Origin of the sequence: Streptomyces sp. NPDC021020, assembly GCF_044333285.1 — a bacterium.
GTDB lineage: Bacteria > Actinomycetota > Actinomycetes > Streptomycetales > Streptomycetaceae > Actinacidiphila.
Map to the genome: position 1 here is coordinate 176,802 of NZ_JBIRQQ010000004.1, position 21,169 is coordinate 197,970.

The 21,169-nt window shown below is 72.6% G+C and carries 18 protein-coding genes; 15 read left to right on the plus strand and 3 right to left on the minus strand.

Annotated elements, in window-relative coordinates:
* Positions 1 to 4: 4 nt before the first annotated feature.
* A complete protein-coding gene (locus ACH4SL_RS12770; RefSeq protein WP_398444411.1) occupies positions 5 to 457 on the minus strand; it encodes a hypothetical protein in 453 nt (150 codons plus the stop codon).
* Positions 458 to 874: 417 nt separating this feature from the next.
* Between ACH4SL_RS12770 and ACH4SL_RS12775 the strand changes: the two genes are divergently transcribed.
* The gene (locus ACH4SL_RS12775) at positions 875 to 1,765 is read left to right on the plus strand and encodes a hypothetical protein (protein WP_398444413.1); all 891 of its coding nucleotides are present in this window, start codon (positions 875 to 877) and stop codon (positions 1,763 to 1,765) included.
* A 67-nt stretch (positions 1,766 to 1,832) separates the two neighbouring features.
* Here ACH4SL_RS12775 and ACH4SL_RS12780 read toward each other — a convergent pair whose 3' ends face one another.
* Complete coding sequence (locus tag ACH4SL_RS12780; RefSeq protein WP_398444415.1) at positions 1,833 to 2,081, minus strand: DUF397 domain-containing protein; 249 nt, start codon at positions 2,079 to 2,081, stop codon at positions 1,833 to 1,835.
* The gene (locus tag ACH4SL_RS12785; protein WP_398444418.1) at positions 2,078 to 2,929 is read right to left on the minus strand and encodes a Scr1 family TA system antitoxin-like transcriptional regulator; all 852 of its coding nucleotides are present in this window, start codon (positions 2,927 to 2,929) and stop codon (positions 2,078 to 2,080) included. Before ACH4SL_RS12785 ends, ACH4SL_RS12780 begins: the two co-directional genes overlap by 4 nt.
* Before the next feature lie 159 nt (positions 2,930 to 3,088).
* Between ACH4SL_RS12785 and ACH4SL_RS12790 the strand changes: the two genes are divergently transcribed.
* The 14 genes from ACH4SL_RS12790 (at position 3,089) to ACH4SL_RS12855 (ending at position 21,060) form a co-directional block, all read left to right on the plus strand.
* Complete coding sequence (locus tag ACH4SL_RS12790; RefSeq protein ID WP_398444420.1) at positions 3,089 to 3,562, plus strand: ATP-binding protein; 474 nt, start codon at positions 3,089 to 3,091, stop codon at positions 3,560 to 3,562.
* A 100-nt stretch (positions 3,563 to 3,662) separates the two neighbouring features.
* Positions 3,663 to 4,739, plus strand: a complete 1,077-nt coding sequence (locus ACH4SL_RS12795) for a winged helix DNA-binding domain-containing protein (RefSeq protein ID WP_398444422.1) — start codon at positions 3,663 to 3,665, stop codon at positions 4,737 to 4,739.
* 117 nt (positions 4,740 to 4,856) lie between these two features.
* The gene (locus tag ACH4SL_RS12800; protein WP_398444424.1) at positions 4,857 to 5,126 is read left to right on the plus strand and encodes a hypothetical protein; all 270 of its coding nucleotides are present in this window, start codon (positions 4,857 to 4,859) and stop codon (positions 5,124 to 5,126) included.
* Entirely contained in the window at positions 5,119 to 5,739 is a 621-nt protein-coding gene (locus ACH4SL_RS12805; RefSeq protein ID WP_398444426.1) for a DUF6879 family protein, read from the plus strand. Before ACH4SL_RS12800 ends, ACH4SL_RS12805 begins: the two co-directional genes overlap by 8 nt.
* 170 nt (positions 5,740 to 5,909) lie before the next feature.
* Positions 5,910 to 8,096 carry an ATP-binding protein gene (locus ACH4SL_RS12810; RefSeq protein WP_398444429.1) on the plus strand — a complete coding sequence of 729 codons (2,187 nt, stop codon included), beginning with the start codon at positions 5,910 to 5,912 and terminating at the stop codon, positions 8,094 to 8,096.
* 101 nt (positions 8,097 to 8,197) lie between these two features.
* Positions 8,198 to 9,394, plus strand: a complete 1,197-nt coding sequence (locus ACH4SL_RS12815) for a DUF5954 family protein (RefSeq protein ID WP_398444431.1) — start codon at positions 8,198 to 8,200, stop codon at positions 9,392 to 9,394.
* Between the two features lie 186 nt (positions 9,395 to 9,580).
* Positions 9,581 to 10,678, plus strand: coding sequence for a LacI family DNA-binding transcriptional regulator (locus ACH4SL_RS12820; RefSeq protein WP_398444433.1), 1,098 nt, complete (start codon positions 9,581 to 9,583; stop codon positions 10,676 to 10,678).
* A 266-nt stretch (positions 10,679 to 10,944) separates the two neighbouring features.
* Positions 10,945 to 12,642, plus strand: coding sequence for a ribulokinase (gene araB, locus ACH4SL_RS12825; protein WP_398444435.1), 1,698 nt, complete (start codon positions 10,945 to 10,947; stop codon positions 12,640 to 12,642).
* Between the two features lie 166 nt (positions 12,643 to 12,808).
* Positions 12,809 to 13,555 carry an L-ribulose-5-phosphate 4-epimerase gene (locus ACH4SL_RS12830; RefSeq protein WP_398444437.1) on the plus strand — a complete coding sequence of 249 codons (747 nt, stop codon included), beginning with the start codon at positions 12,809 to 12,811 and terminating at the stop codon, positions 13,553 to 13,555.
* Entirely contained in the window at positions 13,552 to 15,075 is a 1,524-nt protein-coding gene (gene araA, locus ACH4SL_RS12835) for an L-arabinose isomerase (protein ID WP_398444439.1), read from the plus strand. Before ACH4SL_RS12830 ends, araA begins: the two co-directional genes overlap by 4 nt.
* Positions 15,076 to 15,317: 242 nt before the next feature.
* Positions 15,318 to 16,766, plus strand: coding sequence for an MFS transporter (locus ACH4SL_RS12840; RefSeq protein ID WP_398444441.1), 1,449 nt, complete (start codon positions 15,318 to 15,320; stop codon positions 16,764 to 16,766).
* 414 nt (positions 16,767 to 17,180) lie between these two features.
* Positions 17,181 to 18,464, plus strand: a complete 1,284-nt coding sequence (locus ACH4SL_RS12845; RefSeq protein ID WP_398444443.1) for a substrate-binding domain-containing protein — start codon at positions 17,181 to 17,183, stop codon at positions 18,462 to 18,464.
* Entirely contained in the window at positions 18,464 to 20,047 is a 1,584-nt protein-coding gene (locus ACH4SL_RS12850) for a sugar ABC transporter ATP-binding protein (protein WP_398444445.1), read from the plus strand. The genes ACH4SL_RS12845 and ACH4SL_RS12850 overlap by 1 nt, the downstream gene beginning before the upstream one ends.
* Positions 20,044 to 21,060, plus strand: coding sequence for an ABC transporter permease (locus tag ACH4SL_RS12855; protein WP_398444447.1), 1,017 nt, complete (start codon positions 20,044 to 20,046; stop codon positions 21,058 to 21,060). The genes ACH4SL_RS12850 and ACH4SL_RS12855 overlap by 4 nt, the downstream gene beginning before the upstream one ends.
* The last annotated feature ends 109 nt before the right edge of the window (positions 21,061 to 21,169 follow it).

Here is a 21,169-nt window from a genome sequence, read left to right on the forward strand (position 1 = left end):
GGTGTCACTGCGGGAGCGGGATGACCTGCCAGACCAGGATTCCGGTGGCGTCGTCGGGCCGGAGACTCAGCGAGATCAGGTTGCCGCCCTGGAAGGGGTAGGACAAAGCCTCGCCATTGCAGATGACATGGTGGATCGGCCCGGTGTGCGGCTCTTTGGTGACCACGCCGAGTTGCAGCGATCCCGATCCGGCGCAAGCGGCTTCGAAGACGTAGGCGTTGGCATCGGGGGTGTGTATCCGCGTTTCGGGAAGGCCGCCCTCCGCGCCTGTCTCTCCACGCACCACGATGTGCTCAGAAGGAGTCAGCTCTCCCTGTGCTTTGTTGCTCAGATCCACCGTGGAGGCAGGGGTGGTCGCGGTCAGGCTCGCGGGGTGAGTGGGGTGGCTCTCTCTCGATCCGCCGCCGCAGGCGCACAGGAGGAACGCGAGGGCCGACGCGGCGACCGGTCCGGTCATCCGGTGATTCCGGATTCCCGAATTCCGCCTGCCGTGCGCATTGCCCGACATCGGCCACCTCCCATTTCCTTCCGCTGAGCTTCCTTCAGGCTGTCAGGAAGTCGTGCCACATTGCAATGGCGCCGGGTGAGTCATGACGCACCGAGGCGGGGCCACGGGGGTGTTGCCCCGCAGTCCCGCCTCGTTGGGTGGCTCAACGGTGTGGGCCCTGGGCGAAGCCCAGGAAGTGGGCCCCTGGACTCCTCGGGCGTCTCCGGCAACTGGATCGGGCCGCCGGTCCCTGCCCGGATGGGCCCGGCATGCGGGGCTGAGCGACGGTCACACCCCTTGCCGGTGCGTCGGCTTTACGCCATCCCGGATGAAGGGATAACGACGAATGCTACCCTCCCCCCTTATTCGCCGAGGGGGAGACAACGAGTGAGAAAAATACTGGGTTTCGCGTCCGTACTGGCGCTCTTGACCGGAATTGCCAGTTCCTCGACGACGTCCGCCTACGCCGCTACGGACAGGAGCGGGGCAGAGCGGCTGAGCATCCCGAACAGCAGTCCGTGCCGAGCGGGCCGCACCGTCATGGAAGGCATGGTCACGGGGCCGGGCGGCCAGCTCTACATCATTTTCACCAAGGCGGGCGGGGCGGAGCCGGTCCTGTCCAGGTGGCTGCGCGACGGCACGGCCTGGGACGGTGCCAGCTGGACCTGCGCCGGGGCGCCGACCTCCATGCCCGCGGTCGGCCACGGCAACGACCTCGCCTACAACTCGAACTACCTGGGCAACGGCCCTGCCCTGATTGCCACCCAAGGAAGTCAATCGGCCTACCCGAGCGCGAACGTGGGGATTGTTCACCTGAGCTCGTCGGGGGCTATTGGCGCGAGCGAGGTAGTCCATCTGCCCATCGGCAATATCAGCGGCCTCTGCTACAGCGCGACGGCCGCAGGCGGAGCCGGCAAATACGCCGCCCGCCGCCTGGGCAGCCTGTGGACCCATCCCGGCTCAGGCGCGCTGACGAGCGGATGGACGCTCGTGAAGAGCAACCTGACGATTCACGACAATCGTTCCGACCAGGGCATCGACTGCTCCGAGAACTACATCTGGAACTCCAAGTCCATCAACACGTCGACCCCCGATACCGGGTGGAACTGGGTGTACCAGTACAACTGGTCCGGAGGAAACGTCGAGAGCGATATCGGGATCCCGGGGAACGACCTGACCGACGAGCTCGAAGACATCACCCACGTGGGGAGCGACTTCTTCGTCGGCATCAACCGGAACGGCGGGAGCCCTGACTCGGTGAAGGTCTTCACCGAGTGAGGTCCCTCGGACGCTACGAGGCGGGGCCACGGGGGTGTTGCCCCGTGGCCCCGCCTCGGTCGTTGGTTCAGACGGTGTGCGCCTGGGCGAAGCCCAGGAAGTGGGACCACTCGGCGGGGGAGAAGGCGAGTTGGGGGCCTTCCTTGTCCTTGGAGTCCCGCACGTGGACGGTCCCGGGGCACGTCGCGACCTCGACGCAGTCACCGTCGGGGCTGCTGCTGTGGCTGGACTTGCGCCAGGTGAGCGCGACTTCGACGCAGTTGTCACCCTGGCCGCTGCTGTAGCTGCTCTTGAACCAGGTGAGATTGGTGGTCATAGCTCTCCTCGCAGTCGCAACAGCAGGCCCCTGGACTCCTCGGGGGTGAGGGCCTGCGTGCGCAGTTTTGCATATCGCTGCTGGAGGAGGCTGACCGCTTTCGGGTCGGTGATGAGCTGCCCGGTGGCCTGCCCTTCGGCGTACGCCAGCCATCTGTTGTCGGGGGTTTCCAGAAGCTCGATGGGGCCGCTCACCCCAGGGTGCATCCCTGTGGACAGCGGTAGAACTTGGACCTCGACGTTTCGGCGGTTGCCAACCTCCAGGAGGTGGTCGATCAACTCCGCTGTCGCCTCGCGACCGCCGGTCTGCCGCAGGATCAGATGCTCGTCGAGGATGAAGCTGAAGGCAGTGTTTGGGCGCTCTCTGAGGAGCTTCTGCCGTTCCGCACGCGCGGTCCACTGGTCTTCGATCTCCTCGTTGCTGAGCGGCGGCAGACGCTCCTCGAACAGCGCACGGGCATAGGTCTCCGTCTGGAGCAGGCCCGGAATGAGGCGGCATTCGTACGTGCACAGGTTGATCGCCGTCTGCTCCTGCCGTGCCCACTGCCGGAACCAACTCGCCAAGCCCGGCTGGCGAGCCACGTGCCGCAGCGCCTTCCGCAAGGCGCCCGTACCGCCGAGGTGGGGCTCGGCCCGTTCCGCGAAGTCCGGGTCCGGCATGCGCCGGCCCTGCTCGATGGAGGCCACCGTGTGCTGGGAGAGGCCCACGTGGGCCCCGAGCTCCTCCCGCGAGAGGCCGGAGAATTCGCGTAAAGCCATGACGACGGCGCCGAACGTCTTCAGGCTGTCCGAAGGCTCGGGTTCACCTCCGCCCGCGAACGTACCGCCGGACGTCACGTTGGCCGTCATAGGCCACCTCCCGCACACTGGGCCCCGCAGGGTCACTCCGCTGGAGGACATGCTCACCCTCGGTGACGCGTACTGTCCACAGTTTGTGCGCGTACGCTTGCTCAGCGTACGCGGTGCGGTGCTGGGAATGCGCGGGCTGAGCAGGGCACATTGGGCTCCATGACGACTCACGCAGCTCCCCAACTGCCGTGTGCAGAGGGTGAGTTCAGGCAGCAGTTCAGCTCGACCCGGCGCGGTGCGCGGCTCGCGCGGCAGCTCGCGCTCTGTCAGCTCAGCACGTGGGGGATCCCGCACACGATGGCCGTGTTCGACGCGGCGGAGATCGTCGTGGGGGAGCTGGCGGCGAACGCGGTGACCCACGGGTGCGTGGCCGGGCGGGACTTCGAGGTGATGATGCGGCTGCGCGACGCGACCTTGCGGATCGAGGTGTCCGACACCCGCACCGAGCGTCGGCCCCCGGGCCCGGGCACGCTCGCGCCGCCGCGCGAACTCGCCGAGACCGGGCGCGGGTTGATGCTCGTCGAGGCGCTGGCCGACCGCTGGTCCGTACGGGACCGGGTGCCGGTCGGCAAGACCGTGCGGGCCGAACTCGACATCCCGCTGCCGCCGGTACGGCCGCGTACCCGGGACTGAGCCCCGAGACCGCCGGTGGACCGGTCCGCGCGGGGGCGGAGGGTCCGGGCGGATAGGGTCGGGCGATCGGCCCAAGCTCGTGGTGGGGGAGGCGCAGGCGATGTCCGAGCCGGACCAGCGGCGGATCCGGGAGCTGCGCGCCCGCGCGCAGGCGGTGGGCGGCGGTGTGCGGGAGGGCAGCCCGGCCGACGTCGTACGGCGGGTGCTCGCCGTGCAGGCGCAGGACGCCGTGGCCGCCGCGCTGGGGATCAGGGCGCGCGGGCGCGGGATCACCGCGGAGGCGGTACGGGCGGCGTACGAGGACGAACGCAGCATCTTCCGGGGCTGGTTCGTGCGCGGGACGCTGCACACCGTGCCCGCCGCGGACGCCCGCTGGCTGCTGCGGCTGCTCGCGCCCGGCATCCTCGCCGCGACCACCCGCCGCTACCGCCAACTCGGCCTCGGCGACAAGGTGCTGGCCGCCTCCGACGAACTGCTGGGCCGCACGGCGGCCGCGCAAGGCCCCCTCACCCGGCCCGAGTTGACGCAGGCCCTCGCCCCGCTCGGCATCCCGCCGGAGGGCCAGGCACCATTCCACCTCATCCGGCACGCCGCCCTCACCGGCGTGCTCTGCCACGGCCCGCAGCGTGCGGGCGAGGCCACGTACGTACCCCTCGACGACTGGCTCCCGCCCACCGCGGGACCCGAGGGTGACGACGCCGTCGCCGAGCTCGCCCGCCGCTACCTCGCCGCCTACGCCCCGGCCGCACCGGAGGACTTCGCCACCTGGTCCGGCCTCCCCCTGCCGCGCGCCCGCCGCGCCTGGCAGGCCCTTGCGGCGGAGGGCACCACCACCCCGTACGACGCCGCCCTCACCACGCTCGCCGCCCACCCGCCGGAGCCCCCCACCCCGGACACCCCGGACGTACGCCTCCTCCCCGCCTACGACGGCTACCTCCTCGGCCACCGCACCCGCGCCACCTCCGTCCCGGCCCCCCACCAATCCCGCGTCTGGCCCGGCGGCGGCATCATCCGCCCCACCGCCCTCGCCGACGGCCTCACCCTCGCCACCTGGACCCGCACCTCCGCCAAGCCCTTCATCAACGTCGAGCCCTTCGCCGCCCTCCCACCCGCCATCGCCGAGGCCGTGGCCCGCGAGTCGGCGGCGGTGACGGCGTTCCTGCGGCCCGAGACGTAGGAGCTACGGGCGAAGCGCCGGTGGCTATGGCCGGTTCCGGGCCGCGTTCCAGTCCGCACTGCGGGTAGCATGCGTTACTACATTCCGTAACTGTTGGGGTTCCAGGAGGCGGTCTTCATGGCGCGTGCGTGGGAGGCGGACCCGGCGGCGTTATTTGTCCGGCGACTCGGCAAGTCGGCAGCGGAGACGGGCAATTCGAAGGGAAAGGACGACTGCCCTGACATCTGGCAGCTGTCGAACGGCGACATCGCCGTCATCGGGCGCGACCTCACTTCGGGCTACGCCGGGCGTCTGCCGGACGGCGTGACGCTCGGCGCGGACGAACGCCTGGTCGTCATTCCCGGCGCCATGCTCAGCGCGGCGAAGGCGGACATCCCTGATGCTTGATCTGCACGTCCCCGAGCTGCCCGCCGGACAGGGCGAGCGGCTCACGCGGCTGGAGTACAAGCGGGACTTCCGCGAGCGGCGTGCCGCGATGCGCAACGGCAGCTCGTGGAAACTGGAGCGGCGGCAGCACTTCGAAGAGGTCGACCCCAGCAGAGACGCTCTGAGGCGTGGCGACTGGGCGGAGGCCCTTCGGCTGTTCGAGAGTGAGCGGGAGGACGTTCGTGCGGAGGCGCAGGCGGAGGAAGCGAAGGGGAACGCCTTCCACCGGCTGCGGATCGTGGAGCAGCCGCTGGCGCCGTACATGCAGTGGGAGCTGCACTGGCTCCACTTGAACGCGGAATGCGGTGACCGGATTCGCGTCCTGCCCGCTGCAAGCGTGGCGGCATCGGAAGCAGAGGGCCCGCTACCGGAATTGACGCTCATCGACGGCCGTACGCTCTTCCGGGTCGTCTACTCGGACCAGGGCGCCACCGAGGGCGCCGTCCGCTACACCGACCCGGAAATCGTGCAGCCGTGGGAGAACTACCTGCGCGAGCTCTATGCGGCGGCCGAGGACATCCTGACGTACTTCACGCGGGTGGTCGCACCGCTTCCTCCGCCTCCGGCGGCATGAGCACGGCTGGCGGGGGGACGTCTTCGGAGTCGCACAACGACTTGTCCGGGACGTCGTCACGGGACGTTGTCCAGGCCGGGAGTGTGACGGGCGGTGTCCACTTCCACCAGGACGCCGACGTCCGGCGTACCCCGACTCCGCGGCAACTGCCCGCCGATGTGCATGCGTTTGTGAATCGCACGAGCGAACTCGCCGAGTTGGACGCACTGGTGTCCGAAGGAACGGTCGTATCGCTGCACGTGATCGCCGGTACGGCAGGTGCGGGGAAGACATCACTGGCGTTGCGCTGGGCGCACCGGGTGAAGGAGCGTTTTCCGGACGGGCAGTTGTTCGCGAACCTGCGCGGTTACGACCCTGGGGAGCCGGTCACGGCCGAGCAGGCGCTGCGCGGGTTCTTGCGGGCCCTCGGCGTTCCGGCGGCCGATGTGCCCGGCGATGTGGACGGCGCTGCCGCGCTGTTCCGGTCGCTGCTCGCGGAGCGCCGCGTCCTCGTACTGCTGGACAACGCGGCGACGGCGGCCCAGGTGCGACCGCTGCTGCCGGGCGGCGGGGAGAGCCTGGTGCTGGTGACGAGCCGGAGTCGACTGTCGGGCCTGGCGGTGCGGGACGGGGCTCGGCGGATCACGCTCGGCACACTTCCTGAGCCGGAAGCGGTGGCCCTGCTCCAGGCGGTGACGTCCGGCTACCGCAGCGCCGACGACCTCGACCAGCTCGCCGAACTCTCACGGCTGTGCGCGCGGTTGCCGCTCGCCCTCCGGATAGCGGCCGAACGGGCGGCCAGCCACCCGCACATGGGGCTCGGCGAGCTGATCGCGGACCTGCGGGACGAGTCGGCGCTGTGGGACGCGCTGAGCACCGGCAGCGAGGACGAGGCGGAGGCCGTACGGACCGTCTTCGCGTGGTCCTACCGCGCGCTGCCTGCCCCCGCCGCCCGGCTCTTCCGGCTGCTCGGCATCCACCCGGGAGCCGACTTCGGATTGCACTCCGCCGCCGTTGTTGCCGATCTGAACACGGGGAAGGCCCGGCAGTTGCTCGACGACCTCGTGGGCACCCACCTGCTGGAGCAGACCGCCCCCGACCGCTACCAGTTCCACGACCTGCTGCGCGCCTACGCCACCGACCAGGCCCGGAGCGAGGAGTCCCCCGAGGACCGCGACGCGGCCCTCCACCGTCTCCTCACCTGGTACCTGCACACCGCCGACGCCGCACAGGGCTGGATCTCGCCGAGCGAAGATCACCTGCGGCTGCCCCCTGCCGTGGGTCCGGTGGCCCCGCTGACGTTCGCCGACTACGACGCCGCCGCCGACTGGACCGAGCGCGAACTGCCCACCTACCCACGGCTCGTGGCGGCCGCCGCTGCCGCCGGACACGACCGGTTGGCCTGGCAGCTGGTCGAGACCCTCTGGCAGGCCTGGCCGCCGTCCGCCCCCGTGACCGACTGGCTAAACCTCGGAGCCACGGGCCTGGCGAGCGCCGAGCGCGACCCGGACCCGCTGGCCCGTATCCGCATCCTCATCAGCCTCGGCACGGCCTGCCGGGCCGCCCACCGCCACGCTGACGGCCTGCGCAGCCTCACCACGGCCCTGGAACTGTGCCGCAGCACGGGAAACCGCCTCGACGAGGCCCACGCCCTCAACCTCATCGGGCTGATTCACCTCCGGACCCGCGAACTGGACCGCGCCGCATCCGCGTTCGACACAGCGGCACCCCTCTTCCGTGCGGAGGACCGGCCGCGCTGGGCCGCCACCGCGGTGGCCAACGCCGCGACCACCTACCTGAACACAGGCCGTATCGCCGAGGCCGCGACGGCCACCGAGCAGGCCCTCGCCGCCCACCGAGCCCTCGGCAACCCACGGGGAGCGGGCAACGCCCTCCGGATGCTCGCTGCCATCCGCCTCGAGGAAGGCAACCCCGTAGCGGCCCGCAAAGCGATCGACGACGCCCTGGACATCGCCCTGAGCCTGCGCGACCACACCCGCGAGGCCTACTGGCTCCTGACCCTCGGCGACGTCCAGCGCGCCACCTCCGCCCACGGCGACGCCCTCGCCTCCTTCCAGCGCTCGGCGATGCTGCACCGCAGGCTCGGGGACCGCGGCCGGGAGGCGTTGGCGTGGCGCGGGACCGCGTTGGTGTACGCGGCCACGGGGCGGGGGGAGGATGCGGTGGGCTTTCTGCGGCAGGCGGTCGCGGCTCATCGGGCGCTCGGGGACGCGTGGGAGGAGGCGGTCGACCTCGGCCACCTCGCGGGGCTCGTCGCGGAGGGCGACGCACGCGCGTACCGGGGCCGTGTGGTGGAGCTGATCGCGCCCTACGGCGACCCGCGGGCCGAGGCGCTGCGGGGTGCGGTGGGGGAGTGAAGGTCGCAGTGCGGGGCGGGAGCGCACACGGTTGGGGGGTTTGTGGGGGCAGGTAACGGAATCGGGGGGCGGCGCGGGGCCGGGTCGGGCACAGTCTGAGTATGAGCGGTTACGAAGACAGCGTGCCCGCGTATCTGACGGTCCGGATGTCCGCGCCCGAGGGGCCGATCGCCGCGCTCGCCGACGAGGAGGCGTGGCATGCCCGGGAGCGGTATCCGGATCTGCTCGGGGCGGGCATGGCGGAGTATTTCTGGGCCCGTGAGTTGGAGACGGGCGGGTGGGAATTGTGCGAGTTCGGGGGCAGTTGGCCGCAGCAGGCCCGTGACTCGCTCGGCTCGCAATTCCGGCGGAGGGCCCACCACGCGCGCGAGGAGGGCGACGCCAACGCCCAACGCCGCTGGTACGCGGCGGCGTTGCGGATGGACCGCGAGGTCGTCAACGAGGTGTCCGTGATGGGCGAGCGCTTCCGTATCGTCCGCGCCGCGCATTTCATCCGCTCCGGCCCGGCCGGGCCCGAGCCGCCGCGGCCCACCGACCCGGATCCCGCGGAGGTCGGCGACGGCCACCAGGTGTCCTCGCGCACCAAGGGCTTCGTCATTGATCCGCTGGCCGGCACCGGCATGTCGGACGGCATCCTCAAGCTCGACCTGCTGCCCATGGCGCCCGTTCCCAAGGACGCGCCCGACGAGATGAACGACGAGGCCCGCGCCGCCGTCCACCGCTACCCCGGGGGCGTCCTGCTGCCTGCGGCGTTCGTCATCTCCGTCCGGGTGAACGGGCGTTGGGGATTCCACCAGCCCGGCAACATCTACTCCACCCCGCAGGGCGCCCGCGACGCCCTCGCCTTCTGGCTGCGCGTGATGGCGCCCTTCCAGCAGCGTATGCCGGAGGAGCAGAAGGCGGAGTACGTCGCCGCCGCCGACCGGCTGGACGAGAAGCGGTCCAACGTCGTCACGATCGACGGCCACCGCTTCCGCATCACGCGGGTGGAGCGCCTCGTCCGTATCGGCCCCGACGGGCCCGAGCTGCCCCGGCCCTCCGACTACGACCCCGAGGTGCCGGTGGAGGTGCAGACGCGGCAACTGCGCGAGGAGGGCGTCATCGACGAGGACGGCAACGACCTCAGGCCGCAGAAGCCCGACCCGCGCGCGGACGAGCTGCGTCGGCTGTGGCAGGAGGAGGAAGGCCGCCGGGCGGCGTGGCGCGCGGCCCGCAAGGGCGCGCAAGCGGCCGCCCCGGACCCGACGGTCGCCCCGGATCCCGCCGCGGGCTCCACTCCGGACCCGGACCCGGCCTAACCCCCGGCCGACCCGACCGCTGACGGAGCGGCCGCGCCCCCATGACGCGGCCGCCCCGGCCTGTGTGCCGCTCCGGTGTCCGCCGGGACGTCCTCCGGTCTCACGCCCGTCGCGCGAGCGGGACATCTCTTGACGGATCCCCTGTGAGCGCTAACAATGACAAGGCAGCACACAGATCGGAGAACCATGTCGCAGACCGCGCAGACCACCGGCCGGCCACACCGGGCGCCGACCATGGCGGACGTCGCCAAGGTCGCCGGTGTGTCGCACCAGACCGTCTCGCGCGTGCTGAGCAACCACCCCAATGTACGGGACACCACCCGCGCCGACGTGCTGCGGGCCATCGAGCAGCTCGGCTACCGGCGCAATTCGTCCGCCCGCGCGCTCGTGACCCGGCGCACGCTCACGCTCGGCGTCGTCGCGTGCAACCCCACGCTCTTCGGTCCCGCCAGCACGCTCTTCGGGCTGGAGGAGGCCGCGCGGGACGAGGGGTACATGGCCTCGGCGGTCACGCTGCGGCGCTACACCGCCAAGGCCCTGGAGGAGGCGATCGACCACCTCAGCGACTGGGGGGTGGAGGGCATCGTGGTGATCGTGCCGCACCGCGAGGCGGTGGCCGCGCTCGCCGAACTCCGGCTGCCCTTCCCGGTCGTGACCGTCGAGGGCGGGCACTCGCTGCCGATAGCGGGCGTGTCGGTCGACCAGGAGCTGGGCGCGCGGCTGGTCACCGGCCATCTGCTGAACGCCGGGCACCGCACCGTGTGGCATGTGGCCGGGCCGCCGGACTGGCTGGAGGCCGAGGCGCGCGTCAAGGGGTGGCGGGAGACGCTGGAGGAGGCGGGCGCCGAGGTGCCGCCGCCGCTGGTGGGGGACTGGACGCCGCTGTCCGGCTACCGCGCGGGCCAGGAGCTGGCCGGGCGGGTCGCCGCCGGGACGGCGGGGGCGGGGCGGCGCAACTCCGGCGACGTCACCGCGGTCTTCGTGGCCAACGACCAGATGGCGCTGGGCGTGCTGCGGGCCTTCCGCGAGGCGGGCCTGTCCGTGCCGGGGCAGGTGGCGATCGCGGGCTTCGACGACATCCCGGAGGCGGAGTTCTTCGCGCCGCCGCTCACGACCGTACGGCAGGACTTCGCCGCGGTCGGCCAGGCCAGCATCCGGCTGCTGGTCAACCGCCTTGAGGCGGGCGGCGGTTCGGGCCCCGCGGGCCAGGACGCCGACGCCGGCGTCGAGCGCGTGGTGATCGAGCCCCGGCTGATCGTACGGCGCAGCAGCACGTCGCTGTGACCGCGGCGGCGACCGCGGTGGACGCCCCGCGCCCCGCCGGGCGGGCCGCCTCCCACCGCGTCCCGCCCCCGCGGAGGCCGGACGCCACCCGCACGTCCCGCACCCTGCGCCACTGCCCCGCCCCGCCCGTACGCCCCGCGAACCCGCGCCCCCGCCCCGCGCGGGCGTACCGCCCCCACCGGCGCCCGCGGCGCCCCGCACGGCGCACCACGCTCCAGCGCACCCGCAGCAGCGACCGCACCCCTCCACCGTCGGGAGACCCGCAGATGACGCACACCAGCGCGACCGGCGCGACTACCACGACCGCCACAACACCGCCCGCCGACGCGGTCACCGTCGGCATCGACTTCGGGACGCTCTCCGGGCGTGCCCTGGTCGTCGCCGTCGCGGACGGCCGTGAAATGGGCAGCGCCGTCCACGACTACACGCACGGCGTCGTCGAGTCCGCGCTGCCGGACGGCGGTTCGGCGCTGCCGCCGGACTGGGCGCTGCAGATCCCGCAGGACTGGCGGGACGTGCTGCGCTTCGCGGTGCCGCGCGCGTTGGAGGCGGCCGAGGTGCGGGCCGAGCAAGTGATCGGCGTGGCCGTCGACTTCACGTCCTGCACGGTGCTGCCGACGACCGCCGACGGTACGCCGCTGAGCGAGCTGGCCGCCTTCGCGGGGCGCCCGCACGCGTACCCCAAGCTGTGGAGGCACCACGCGGCGCAGCCGGAGGCCGACCTGGTGGTGCGGCGCGCGGAGCAGACCCGGCAGCCGTGGCTGGCCCGCTACGGCGGCAAGATCTCCAGCGAGTGGCAGTACGCCAAGGCGCTGCAACTCCTGCGCGAGGAACCGGAGATCTACGCTGCCGCGGACCGCTGGATCGAGGCCACCGACTGGATCGTGTGGCAGCTCACCGGTGCGGAGAACCGCAACCTGTGCACGGCGGGCTACAAGGGCATGTACCAGGACGGCGGTTACCCGGACGCGGCCTTCCTCGCCTCGCTCCACCCGGACTTCGCGGACTTCACCGCCAAGCTGGAGCACCCGCTCTCCCCGCCCGGCGGCCGCGCGGGCACGGTGACCGCGGCCGCCGCGGAGCTGACGGGGCTGCGCGAGGGCACGGTCGTGGCGGTCGGCAACGTCGACGCGCACGTCACCAGCGCCGCCGCCCAGGCACTGGAGCCCGGCCACATGCTGGCCATCATGGGCACCTCGACCTGCCACATCATGAACTCCGAGGTCTTCGCCGAGGTCCCGGGCATGTGCGGGGCGGTGGAGGGCGGCGTGGTGCCCGGCCTGTGGGGCTACGAGGCGGGGCAGTCCGGGGTGGGCGACATCCTCGCGTGGGCGGTGCGCACCACGCTGCCGCACGAGTACGCCGCCGAGGCGCGGCGGCGCGGCATCTCGCCGCACGAGCTGCTGACGGAGAAGGCGGCGTCCCAACCGGTGGGCGGGCACGGCCTGATGGCGCTGGACTGGCACAGCGGCAACCGCTCGGTGCTGGTCGACCACCACCTGTCCGGGCTGATCGTCGGCCTCACGCTGGACACCCGGCCCGAGGACGTCTACCGCGCGCTGATCGAGGCGACCGCCTTCGGCACCCGCACGATCGTCGAGACCTTCGAGCAGTCGGGAGTGCCGGTCGCGGAGTTCACCGCGGCGGGCGGGCTGCTGAGGAACGCCTTCCTGATGCAGACGTACTGCGACGTGCTGAACCGGCCGGTCAACGTGCTCGCCTCCGACCAGGGCCCGGCGCTGGGCGCCGCGATCCACGCGGCCGTCGCGGCGGGCGCCTACCCCGGCATCAGGGAGGCCTCGGCCGCCATGGGCCGCATCAAGCGCGAGGCCTACACCCCGGACCCGGCCCGGGCCGCGGCCTACGACCTGCTCTACGCCGAATACCGCACGCTGCACGACCACTTCGGGCGCGGCGGCAGCGCGGTCATGCACCGGCTGCGCGCGCTGCGGACCGCCCGGTGAGGCGGCGCGGACCCCGGCCCGTAGCCGCGTACGGAGGCGGTCCGGGTCGCCGCCGTACGCCTTGGGCGGCGATCGGGCACCGCGCATTGTTAGCGATCACTATTTGTTGTTAGCGCTCACTTTCAGGGCCCAGACACCAGAGACTTCAGAGACGAGGTACTCCGCCATGAGCAGCAGCCCCCCTCCGCCCCCCTCCGGCGAGCCGCTCGCCCGGCTGCGCCGCCAGGTCAGCGAACTGCACCAGGAGCTGGTGCGCTACCAGCTCGTCGTCTGGACCGCCGGAAACGTCTCCGCGCGCGTCCCCGGCTCCGACCACTTCGTGATCAAGCCCAGCGGCGTCGGCTACGACGCGCTCACCGAGCACGACATGGTCGTGTGCGACCTCCAGGGGCGGGTCGTCGAGGGCGAGTTGGCGCCGTCATCGGACACCGCGGCGCACGCGTACGTCTACCGGCACATGCCGGAGGTCGGCGGCGTCGTCCACACCCACTCCACGTACGCGTGCGCGTGGGCGGTGCGCGGCGAGCCCGTGCCGTGCGTCCTGACCGCGATGGCCGACGAGTTCGGCGCCGAGATACCCGTCGGGCCCTTCGCGCTCATCGGTGACGACTCGATCGGCCGCGGCATCGTCGAGACCCTGCGCGGGCACCGCTCGCCCGCGGTGCTGATGCAGAACCACGGCGTCTTCACCGTCGGCAAGGACGCCCGCGCGGCGGTCAAGGCGGCCGTGATGTGCGAGGACGTCGCGCGCACCGTCCACATCTCGCGCCAGCTCGGCGCCCCGCTGCCCATTCCGGCCGCCGACGTCGACCGCCTGTACGACCGCTACCAGAACGTCTACGGCCAGCAGCCCGCCACCCCTGCACCCGCCCCCGAGGGCACCCGCCCCGCCGACCGAGGAGTCACCGCATGACCGCCCCGTCCACGCCGCCGCCCGCCGCCGCGCGTGAGGTCTGGTTCCTCACCGGCAGCCAGGGCCTCTACGGGCCGGGCACGCTCGCGCAGGTCGCCGAGCAGTCCCGGGCCATCGCCGCGCAGCTCGCCGCCATCCCGGGCTCGCCCGCCCGCGTCGTCTGGAAGCCCGTCCTCACCGACGCCGCGGCCATCGTCAGCACGGTCCGCGCGGCCAACGCCGACGACGCCTGCGTCGGCCTGATCGCGTGGATGCACACCTTCTCGCCCGCGAAGATGTGGATCGCCGGGCTCGACCTGCTGCGCAGGCCGCTGCTGCACCTGCACACCCAGGCCAACGTCGAACTGCCCTGGTCCAGCATCGACATGGACTTCATGAACCTCAACCAGGCCGCCCACGGCGACCGCGAGTTCGGTTATGTGCAGGCCCGGCTGGGGGTGGCGCGCAAGACCGTCGCGGGACACGTCACCGACCCGGCGGTGGGGGCGCGCGTCCACGCGTGGATGCGCGCCGCGATCGGCGCCGCGACCCTGCGCACCCTGCGGCTCGCGCGCTTCGGCGACAACATGCGGGACGTCGCCGTCACCGAGGGCGACAAGGTCGAGGCGCAGCTGCGCTTCGGGGTGTCGGTCAACACCTACGGCGTCAACGACCTTGTCGCAGCGGTGGATTCGGCGAGCGACGCGGCGGTCTCCGCGCTGGTCGCGGAATACGCCGACAGCTACCGGCTCGCCCCCGAACTCGCCCCGGGCGGCGGCCGGCACGCCTCGCTGCGCTACGCCGCCCGGATCGAACTCGGCCTGCGCGCCTTCCTCGACGACGGCGGCTTCGGCGCCTTCACCACCAACTTCGAGGATCTGGGCGGTCTGCGGCAGCTCCCGGGACTCGCCGTGCAGCGGCTCATGGCCGACGGCTACGGCTTCGGCGGCGAGGGCGACTGGAAGACGGCGACGCTGCTGGCCACCGTCAAGGCGATGGGCGCGGGCCTCCCCGGCGGCACGAGCTTCATGGAGGACTACACCTACCACCTCGCGCCCGGGCAGCAGCTCATCCTCGGCGCGCACATGCTGGAGGTGTGCCCCAGCATCGCGGCGCGGCAGCCGAGTTGCGAGATCCACCCGCTGGGGATCGGCGGCCGCGAGGACCCCGTACGGCTCGTCTTCGACGCAGCCCCCGGGCCCGCGGTCGTCGTGGGCCTGGCCGACATGGGCGACCGCTTCCGGCTGGTCGCCAACGCGATCGAGATCGTGCCGCCCGTCGAGCCGCTGCCCGCGCTCCCCGTCGCCCGCGCCGTCTGGCGCCCCGAACCCGACCTGCGCACCTCCACCGAGGCCTGGCTCACCGCGGGCGGCCCGCACCACACCGTGCTGTCCACCGCGGTCGGCCCGGAGGAGCTCGCCGACCTCGCGGACATCCTCGCGACCGAACTCCTCCTCATCGACGCCGACACCTCGCTGCGCCGCTTCACCCAGGAAATCCGCTGGAACCAGGCGTACTTCCGGCTGGCGCGGGGCCTGTAGCGGCGCCCGCGGGACGCCCGCGCCCCGGAGAGCCCGTGTGCCCGCGGGGCCTGTAGCGGCGCCCGCGGACACCTGCCCTCTCCGGGGCGCGGGGCGGCAGGCGCCTGCTGTCCCCCCGCGCCCCTTCGGGGGCTCCGCGTGCCGCGCGACGCGCCGATCCCGCGTACCCGCTTGCCTTTTCAATACCCCAGGGGGGTATATTGCTGACTCCAAGATACCCCCCTCCGGTATAGGAGTACGCGATGGACACCCGGCAGAGCACCCCGCGCAAGGCCCCGTACGAGACCCCGCCGGGGGAGCCCCACCCGCGGCGCTGGACGGCGCTCGCGCTCATCGCGCTGGCGCAGTTCATGGTGATCATGGACACCTCGATCATCGGCGTTGCGCTGCCGAAGATGCAGGACGACCTGAAGTTCTCAGCGGAGAACCTGAGTTGGGTCTTCAACGCCTACGTCGTCGCCTTCGGCGGCCTGCTGCTGCTCGGTGGGCGGCTCGCCGACCTGCTGGGCGCCAAAAGGGTCTTCGCCGCCGGATGGGGCGTACTGGCCGCGGGCTCGCTGGTCGCCGGGCTCGCCGGGCAGCCCGGGACCGAACTCGGCGGGCGGGCCCTGCAAGGAGCCGGCGCCGCGCTGATCGCGCCCGCCGCGCTGACGCTGCTCATGACGCTCTTCGGCTCCCGGCCCGGCGAGTTGGGCAAGGCCTTCGCGCTGTACGGCGCGGCGGCGCCGGCCGGCGGCACCGCGGGCGTCTTCCTCGGCGGCGTCATCACCCAGTACGCGGACTGGAGTTGGGTCTTCCTCGTCAACCTCCCGATAGCCGCGCTCGTCCTCGCCCTCACCCCCGCCGTCATGCCCGCCGCGGCCCTGCGCCGCGGATCGGTGGACTGGGCCGGCGCCCTCACCGTCACCGCGGGGCTGGCCACCACGGTCTACGCGGTGGTCCGTGCGCCCGAGACCGGCTGGGGCGCCGCCCGCACCTGGCTGGTGCTCGCCGCGGGACTGCTGCTCGTGGGCGGCTTCGTCGCCCTCCAGGCGCGGCGCCGCGAGCCGCTGATGCGGCTGGGCGTCTGGCGCAGCCCCGGCCTCGCCGGGGCGAACATCGCCCAGCTGCTCATGGCGGCGGCCTGGATCCCGATGTGGTTCTTCCTCAACCTCTACCTGCAACAGGTCCTGGGGCTGGGCGCGTTCGCCTCGGGAGCGGCGCTGCTGCCGATGACCGGAGCCGTCATGGTGATGATGATCGTGCTCGCGCCGCGCCTGGTCGCCCGCTTCGGTCCGGGCCCGCTCGTCGCCACCGGGCTGGCCGCCCTCGCCGCGGGCATGCTGTGGCTGTCCTTCGTCCGCGCGGACGGCACCTACCGGGTGGACGTGCTGCCCGCCTCGCTGCTGGCCGCGCTCGGCATGGCGCTCGCCTTCATCCCGTCGCTGGGCACCGCGCTGGCGGGGGTCCGCCCGGAGGAGGGCGGCCTCGCGGCCGGGATCGTCAACACCAGCTACCAGATCGGCTCGGCCGTCGGGCTCGCCGCGATGACAGCGCTCGCGGCGGCGCACGGCTCCCGGTCCCTGGGCGACGCGGGCGCGCTGACCGGCGGCTACTCCGCCGCCTTCAACGGCGCGGCGGCCGTCGCCGCAGCCGGTGCACTGGTCGCGGCGGCGGGAGTGCGCCGTACCGCCAAGTCCGCCGCGGCGTGAGGCGGTCCGGACGCCGGAGCGGGGCGGGAGGGGTCCACCACCACCCCTGCCGCCCCGCCGCACGCACCCGGTGCGGCGCCAGATGCAGCCCCGAAAACTTTCTGCACGCTCTCTTGACGCCAAATCAGTGAACGCTAACATTCGAGGGGTGGCGGGCCCCCCGCGCACCGGACGCAGCGTCAGGTGCGGAGGCGGACGGGTCCCGTGGGGCGCTTTCGTGCCCGTGGGATGCGAGGGGCATGGCGTACCGCCCCTCCATCGGTGCGACACCGGGTTCGCCGGTGGGAGTACGCGGCGCGCTCACCCCTGGGACGGGGCGGGTCGGGCCGGTGCACGACACGTACGACACGATCAAGATGTGAGCGCTAACAAACAGCAAACGGGCTGCGAGGCCTTTCCGGACGGGATGTTGTCATGGGTGCAGTGCGGTGTGGTCGGGCAGGTCGGACGGCATACGGGGCGGACGCGGCGAGCGCGGCGAGCGCAGCGGACACGGCGGACACAGCGCGCGCGGCGCACACGGCAGGCGGCGGCAGCGGGCGGCGGCGCGCGGTCGTACGGCGCTGCGGGGCCGCCGCCGTCGTGCTGGCGGTGCTGGCCGGCGCGGCCGCGTGCAGCAAGAGCGGCGCGGCCGCGTCCGGCTCGGGCTCGGGCGGCAGCGGCGGTGCGGCGGGCGGGACGGGCAAGGACGCGCCCGCCGTGACGATCCAGGGCGACATCACCTTCAACGACGCGAACCTCGCCAAGCTGGACGCCGCCCTGAAGCAGGCCCTCGCGGGCAAGGACCTGTCGAAGGTGAACGAGGCGATGGTCGTGAACGTCGCCGTCGACTACTGGAACGCCGGCAAGGTCGGCTTCAACAAGGGCGTCAAGGACCTCGGCGTCAAGGGCGTCTACCAGGCTCCCGCGAACGGCCGGCTGGACCAGCAGCTCAGCATCATCCAGACGCTGCGCGGCCAGGGCATCACCGGCCTGAGCGTGTCCGCGATCGACCCCACCGCGATCAAGGCCCCGATCAGCTCGGCGAACAAGGCCGGCATCCCGGTCCTGGCCATCGACTCGCCGCTGCCGAAGGAGGACGGCGCCGCGCTCTACCTCGGCACCCCCAACTACACGGCGGGCCAGAAGGCGGGCGAGGCGATGAAGCAGGCGCTCGGCGGGAAGGGCCAGGTCGTCGTCCTGGTCGGCTCGCTGACCGCGTCCAACGCGGTCGAGCGCATCCAGGGCTTCGAGGACGCCCTCAAGGGCACGGACATCAAGGTCGTGCAGAAGCTCAGCGACAGCATGGACGCCGCCAAGGCCCTGACCAACGCGCAGACCGCGATCCAGACCAACCCGAACGTCAACGGCCTGTACGGCGTCTACTCCTACGACGGCCCGTCCGCCGGGCAGGCCGTCCAGGCCGCGGGCAAGACCGGCAAGGTCAAGGTCATCTCGGACGACAGCGACCCGCAGACGCTGAATTTCATCAAGTCCGGCGTCATCCAGGCGACCGTCCTCCAGCAGCCCTACCAGCAGGGCTACACCGGCGCGTACCTGCTCGCGGCCTTCAAGGTGCTGGGCGTCGACGCGACGCTGGCCCTCGTCAAGCCCTACCTGGAGTCGGACGCTACGACGCTCAGCTCCGGCGTCGGCCTGGTCACGCAGGCCAACCTCGGCGACTACCAGGCCAAGCTCGCCGAACTCGGCATCGGCTGATGGCGGCGGCCCCCTCGGAGACCGGCGCGGCCGCCACCGGGACCGGCGCCGCCGTCTCGCTGCGGGACGTCAGCAAGACGTACGGCCCGGTGAAGGTCCTGGACATCCCGCGGCTCGACCTCGCGCGCGGCCAGATCGTCGCCGTCGTCGGCGAGAACGGCGCGGGCAAGTCGACGCTGATGGGCGTGCTGTCCGGCACGGTCACCCCGACGACCGGCGCGATCGAGATCGCGGGGCGGCCGCTCCAGCCCGGCCGCCCCGACCACGCGCGGGACATGGGCGTGGCCATGGTCGCCCAGGAGTTCCCGCTCGTGGGCCAGTTGAGCGTGGCGGAGAATCTGCTGCTGGGCCGCCGCCCGCAGCGCGCGGCCGCCCGCCCGCTCGGCGCGCTCGTCGTCGACCGCGCGGGCATCCGCGCGGAGGCGCGGGCGCTGCTCGCGGAGGTCGGGGTCGGCGGGGTGGACGTCGACCGGCCGGTGGGCCGCTACCCGGTGCCGGTGCGGCAGATGATCGAGATCGCCAAGGCGTGGGGGCACCGCCCCGTCGTGCTGATCCTGGACGAGCCGACGTCCTCGCTCGGCCCGGTCGAGGCCGAGCGCGTGCTCGCGCTGGCCCGGCAGCACGCGGCGGCCGGGGGAGCGGTGCTCTTCATCGGGCACCGCCTCGACGAGGTGCGCGCGGTCGCCGACCGGGTCGTGGTGCTGCGCAGCGGAAAGCTGGTCGCGGACCTGACCCCGGCGGAGGCCACCGAGGAGCGGATGATCCGCGAGATGGTCGGCACCGAACTGGCCCGCGCCGACCTCGCCCCGCCGCCGTCGGTGGAGCGCGCGGCGACGCTCGCCGTGCGCGGCCTGACCGCGGACGGCCTCGGCCCGGTCGATCTCGACGTGCACGCGGGCGAGATCGTCGGTGTCGCGGGGCTCATGGGCTCGGGCCGCAGCCGGCTGCTGCACACGGTGATGGGCGCGCAGCCGCGTACCGGAGGCACGGTCGCCTTCGAGGGTGCCGACTTCCGGCCCCGGCACCCGGCCGACGCCGTCGAGGCGGGTATCGGGCTGGTGCCGGAGGACCGCAAGGTGCAGGCGCTGCTGCCCGCGCACTCCGTGCGCTGGAACGTCACGCTTGCGACGCTGCGCCGGATCAGCCGCCGCGGGGTGCTGCGCCCCAGGGCCGACAAGCAGCACGCGGCGGGGATCGTCCGGGATCTCGGGGTGCGGCTGCGCACCCAGGAGCAGACCGTCGGCTCGCTGTCGGGGGGCAACCAGCAGAAGGCGGTGTTCGGCCGCTGGCTCGCGGCCGGCCCGCGGCTGCTGCTGCTCGACGAGCCGACGCGCGGGGTGGACGTCGGCGCCAAGGCGGAGATCTACAGCCTCATCGACACCGCCGCGCAGGACGGCCTCGCGGTGCTCGTGGCCTCCTCCGAGCTGGAGGAGCTGCTGTGGATCTGCCACCGCATCGTGGTGATGGCGCACGGCCGGATCGTCGCCGACCTGCCCCGCGACCGGTTCGGCAAGGAAGTGATCATGACCGCGGCGGCCGGGACCCGGCCCGCCCCGGTCCCCGAGGGGAAGGCACGCGCATGACCACCAGCTCCGTACCGGTCAAGGCCCCGGGCGAGGCGGACGAGGGAACACGCCCCTCGCCCGCCCGCCGCCTGCTGGAGACGCCCGAGGTCGGTGTGGTCGCGGCCTGCGTGGTGGTCTTCGTGTCCCTGGCGCTGGACAAGTCGACCTTCGCGGGCGCGGTCAACCTCCAGGGCATGGGCTTCGACCTGGCGCAGTACGGGCTCATCGCGATCGGCGAGTCGCTCGTCATCCTCACCGGCGGGATCGACCTGTCGGTGGGCGCGCTGCTGGGCACCAGCGTGATCCTGATGTCCTGGTTCAACGTGCGGGCGGGCCTGCCGCCGGTCCTGGCGATCCTGGTGACACTGCTGATCTGCGGCGCGGTCGGCCTCGTCCACGGCCTGGCCGTGACCCGGCTGAAGATGGCGCCCTTCGTGGTGACCCTGGTGACGTACACCGTCGCGCAGGGCGTCACGCTCGCGATCACCTCGGGCACCTCCATCACCGGCATCGGCGGGCTGTTCTCCGACCTCGGGCAGACGTACGTGGCCCAGGTGCCGCTGCCGCTCGTCCTCTTCGTGGTCGTCGCGCTGGTGGCCTGGTTCTTCCTGGAACGCACCTACGCCGGGCGGCAGGTCTACGCGGTCGGCGGCAACCCGGAGGCCGCGCGGCTCGCCGGTATCCGCGGCGACCGGCGGATCATCTCGATGTACGTGACCAGTTCGCTGCTGTCGGCCTTCGCCGGGATCCTGGTGCTCGGCCGGATGGGCGTCGGGTCGGCGAGCGGGGTGGGCGTCGGCTGGGAGCTGTCGGCGATCGCCGCGGCCGTGATCGGCGGGGTGAGCCTGGTCGGCGGGCAGGGCCGGATCGTCGGCATCGTCGCGGGCACGGTGCTGCTCGAACTCATCAACAACGGGCTGACGACGCTTCAGATCAACTCCAACTACACCAACATCGTGCTCGGTTGCGTCCTCGGTCTGGCGATCACCGCCGACCGGCTGCGCGCCAGAAGCGTGGCGCGCCGCGGCTGAGCGTCGCCGCGGACCCCCATGCCGCGGCGGAGAGCCGGTCCGGCGCCGGGCCCACCGGCGCCGGACCGCCCTCCGGGCTGCCCGCACGCACCCGGAGGACCGCGCCGGA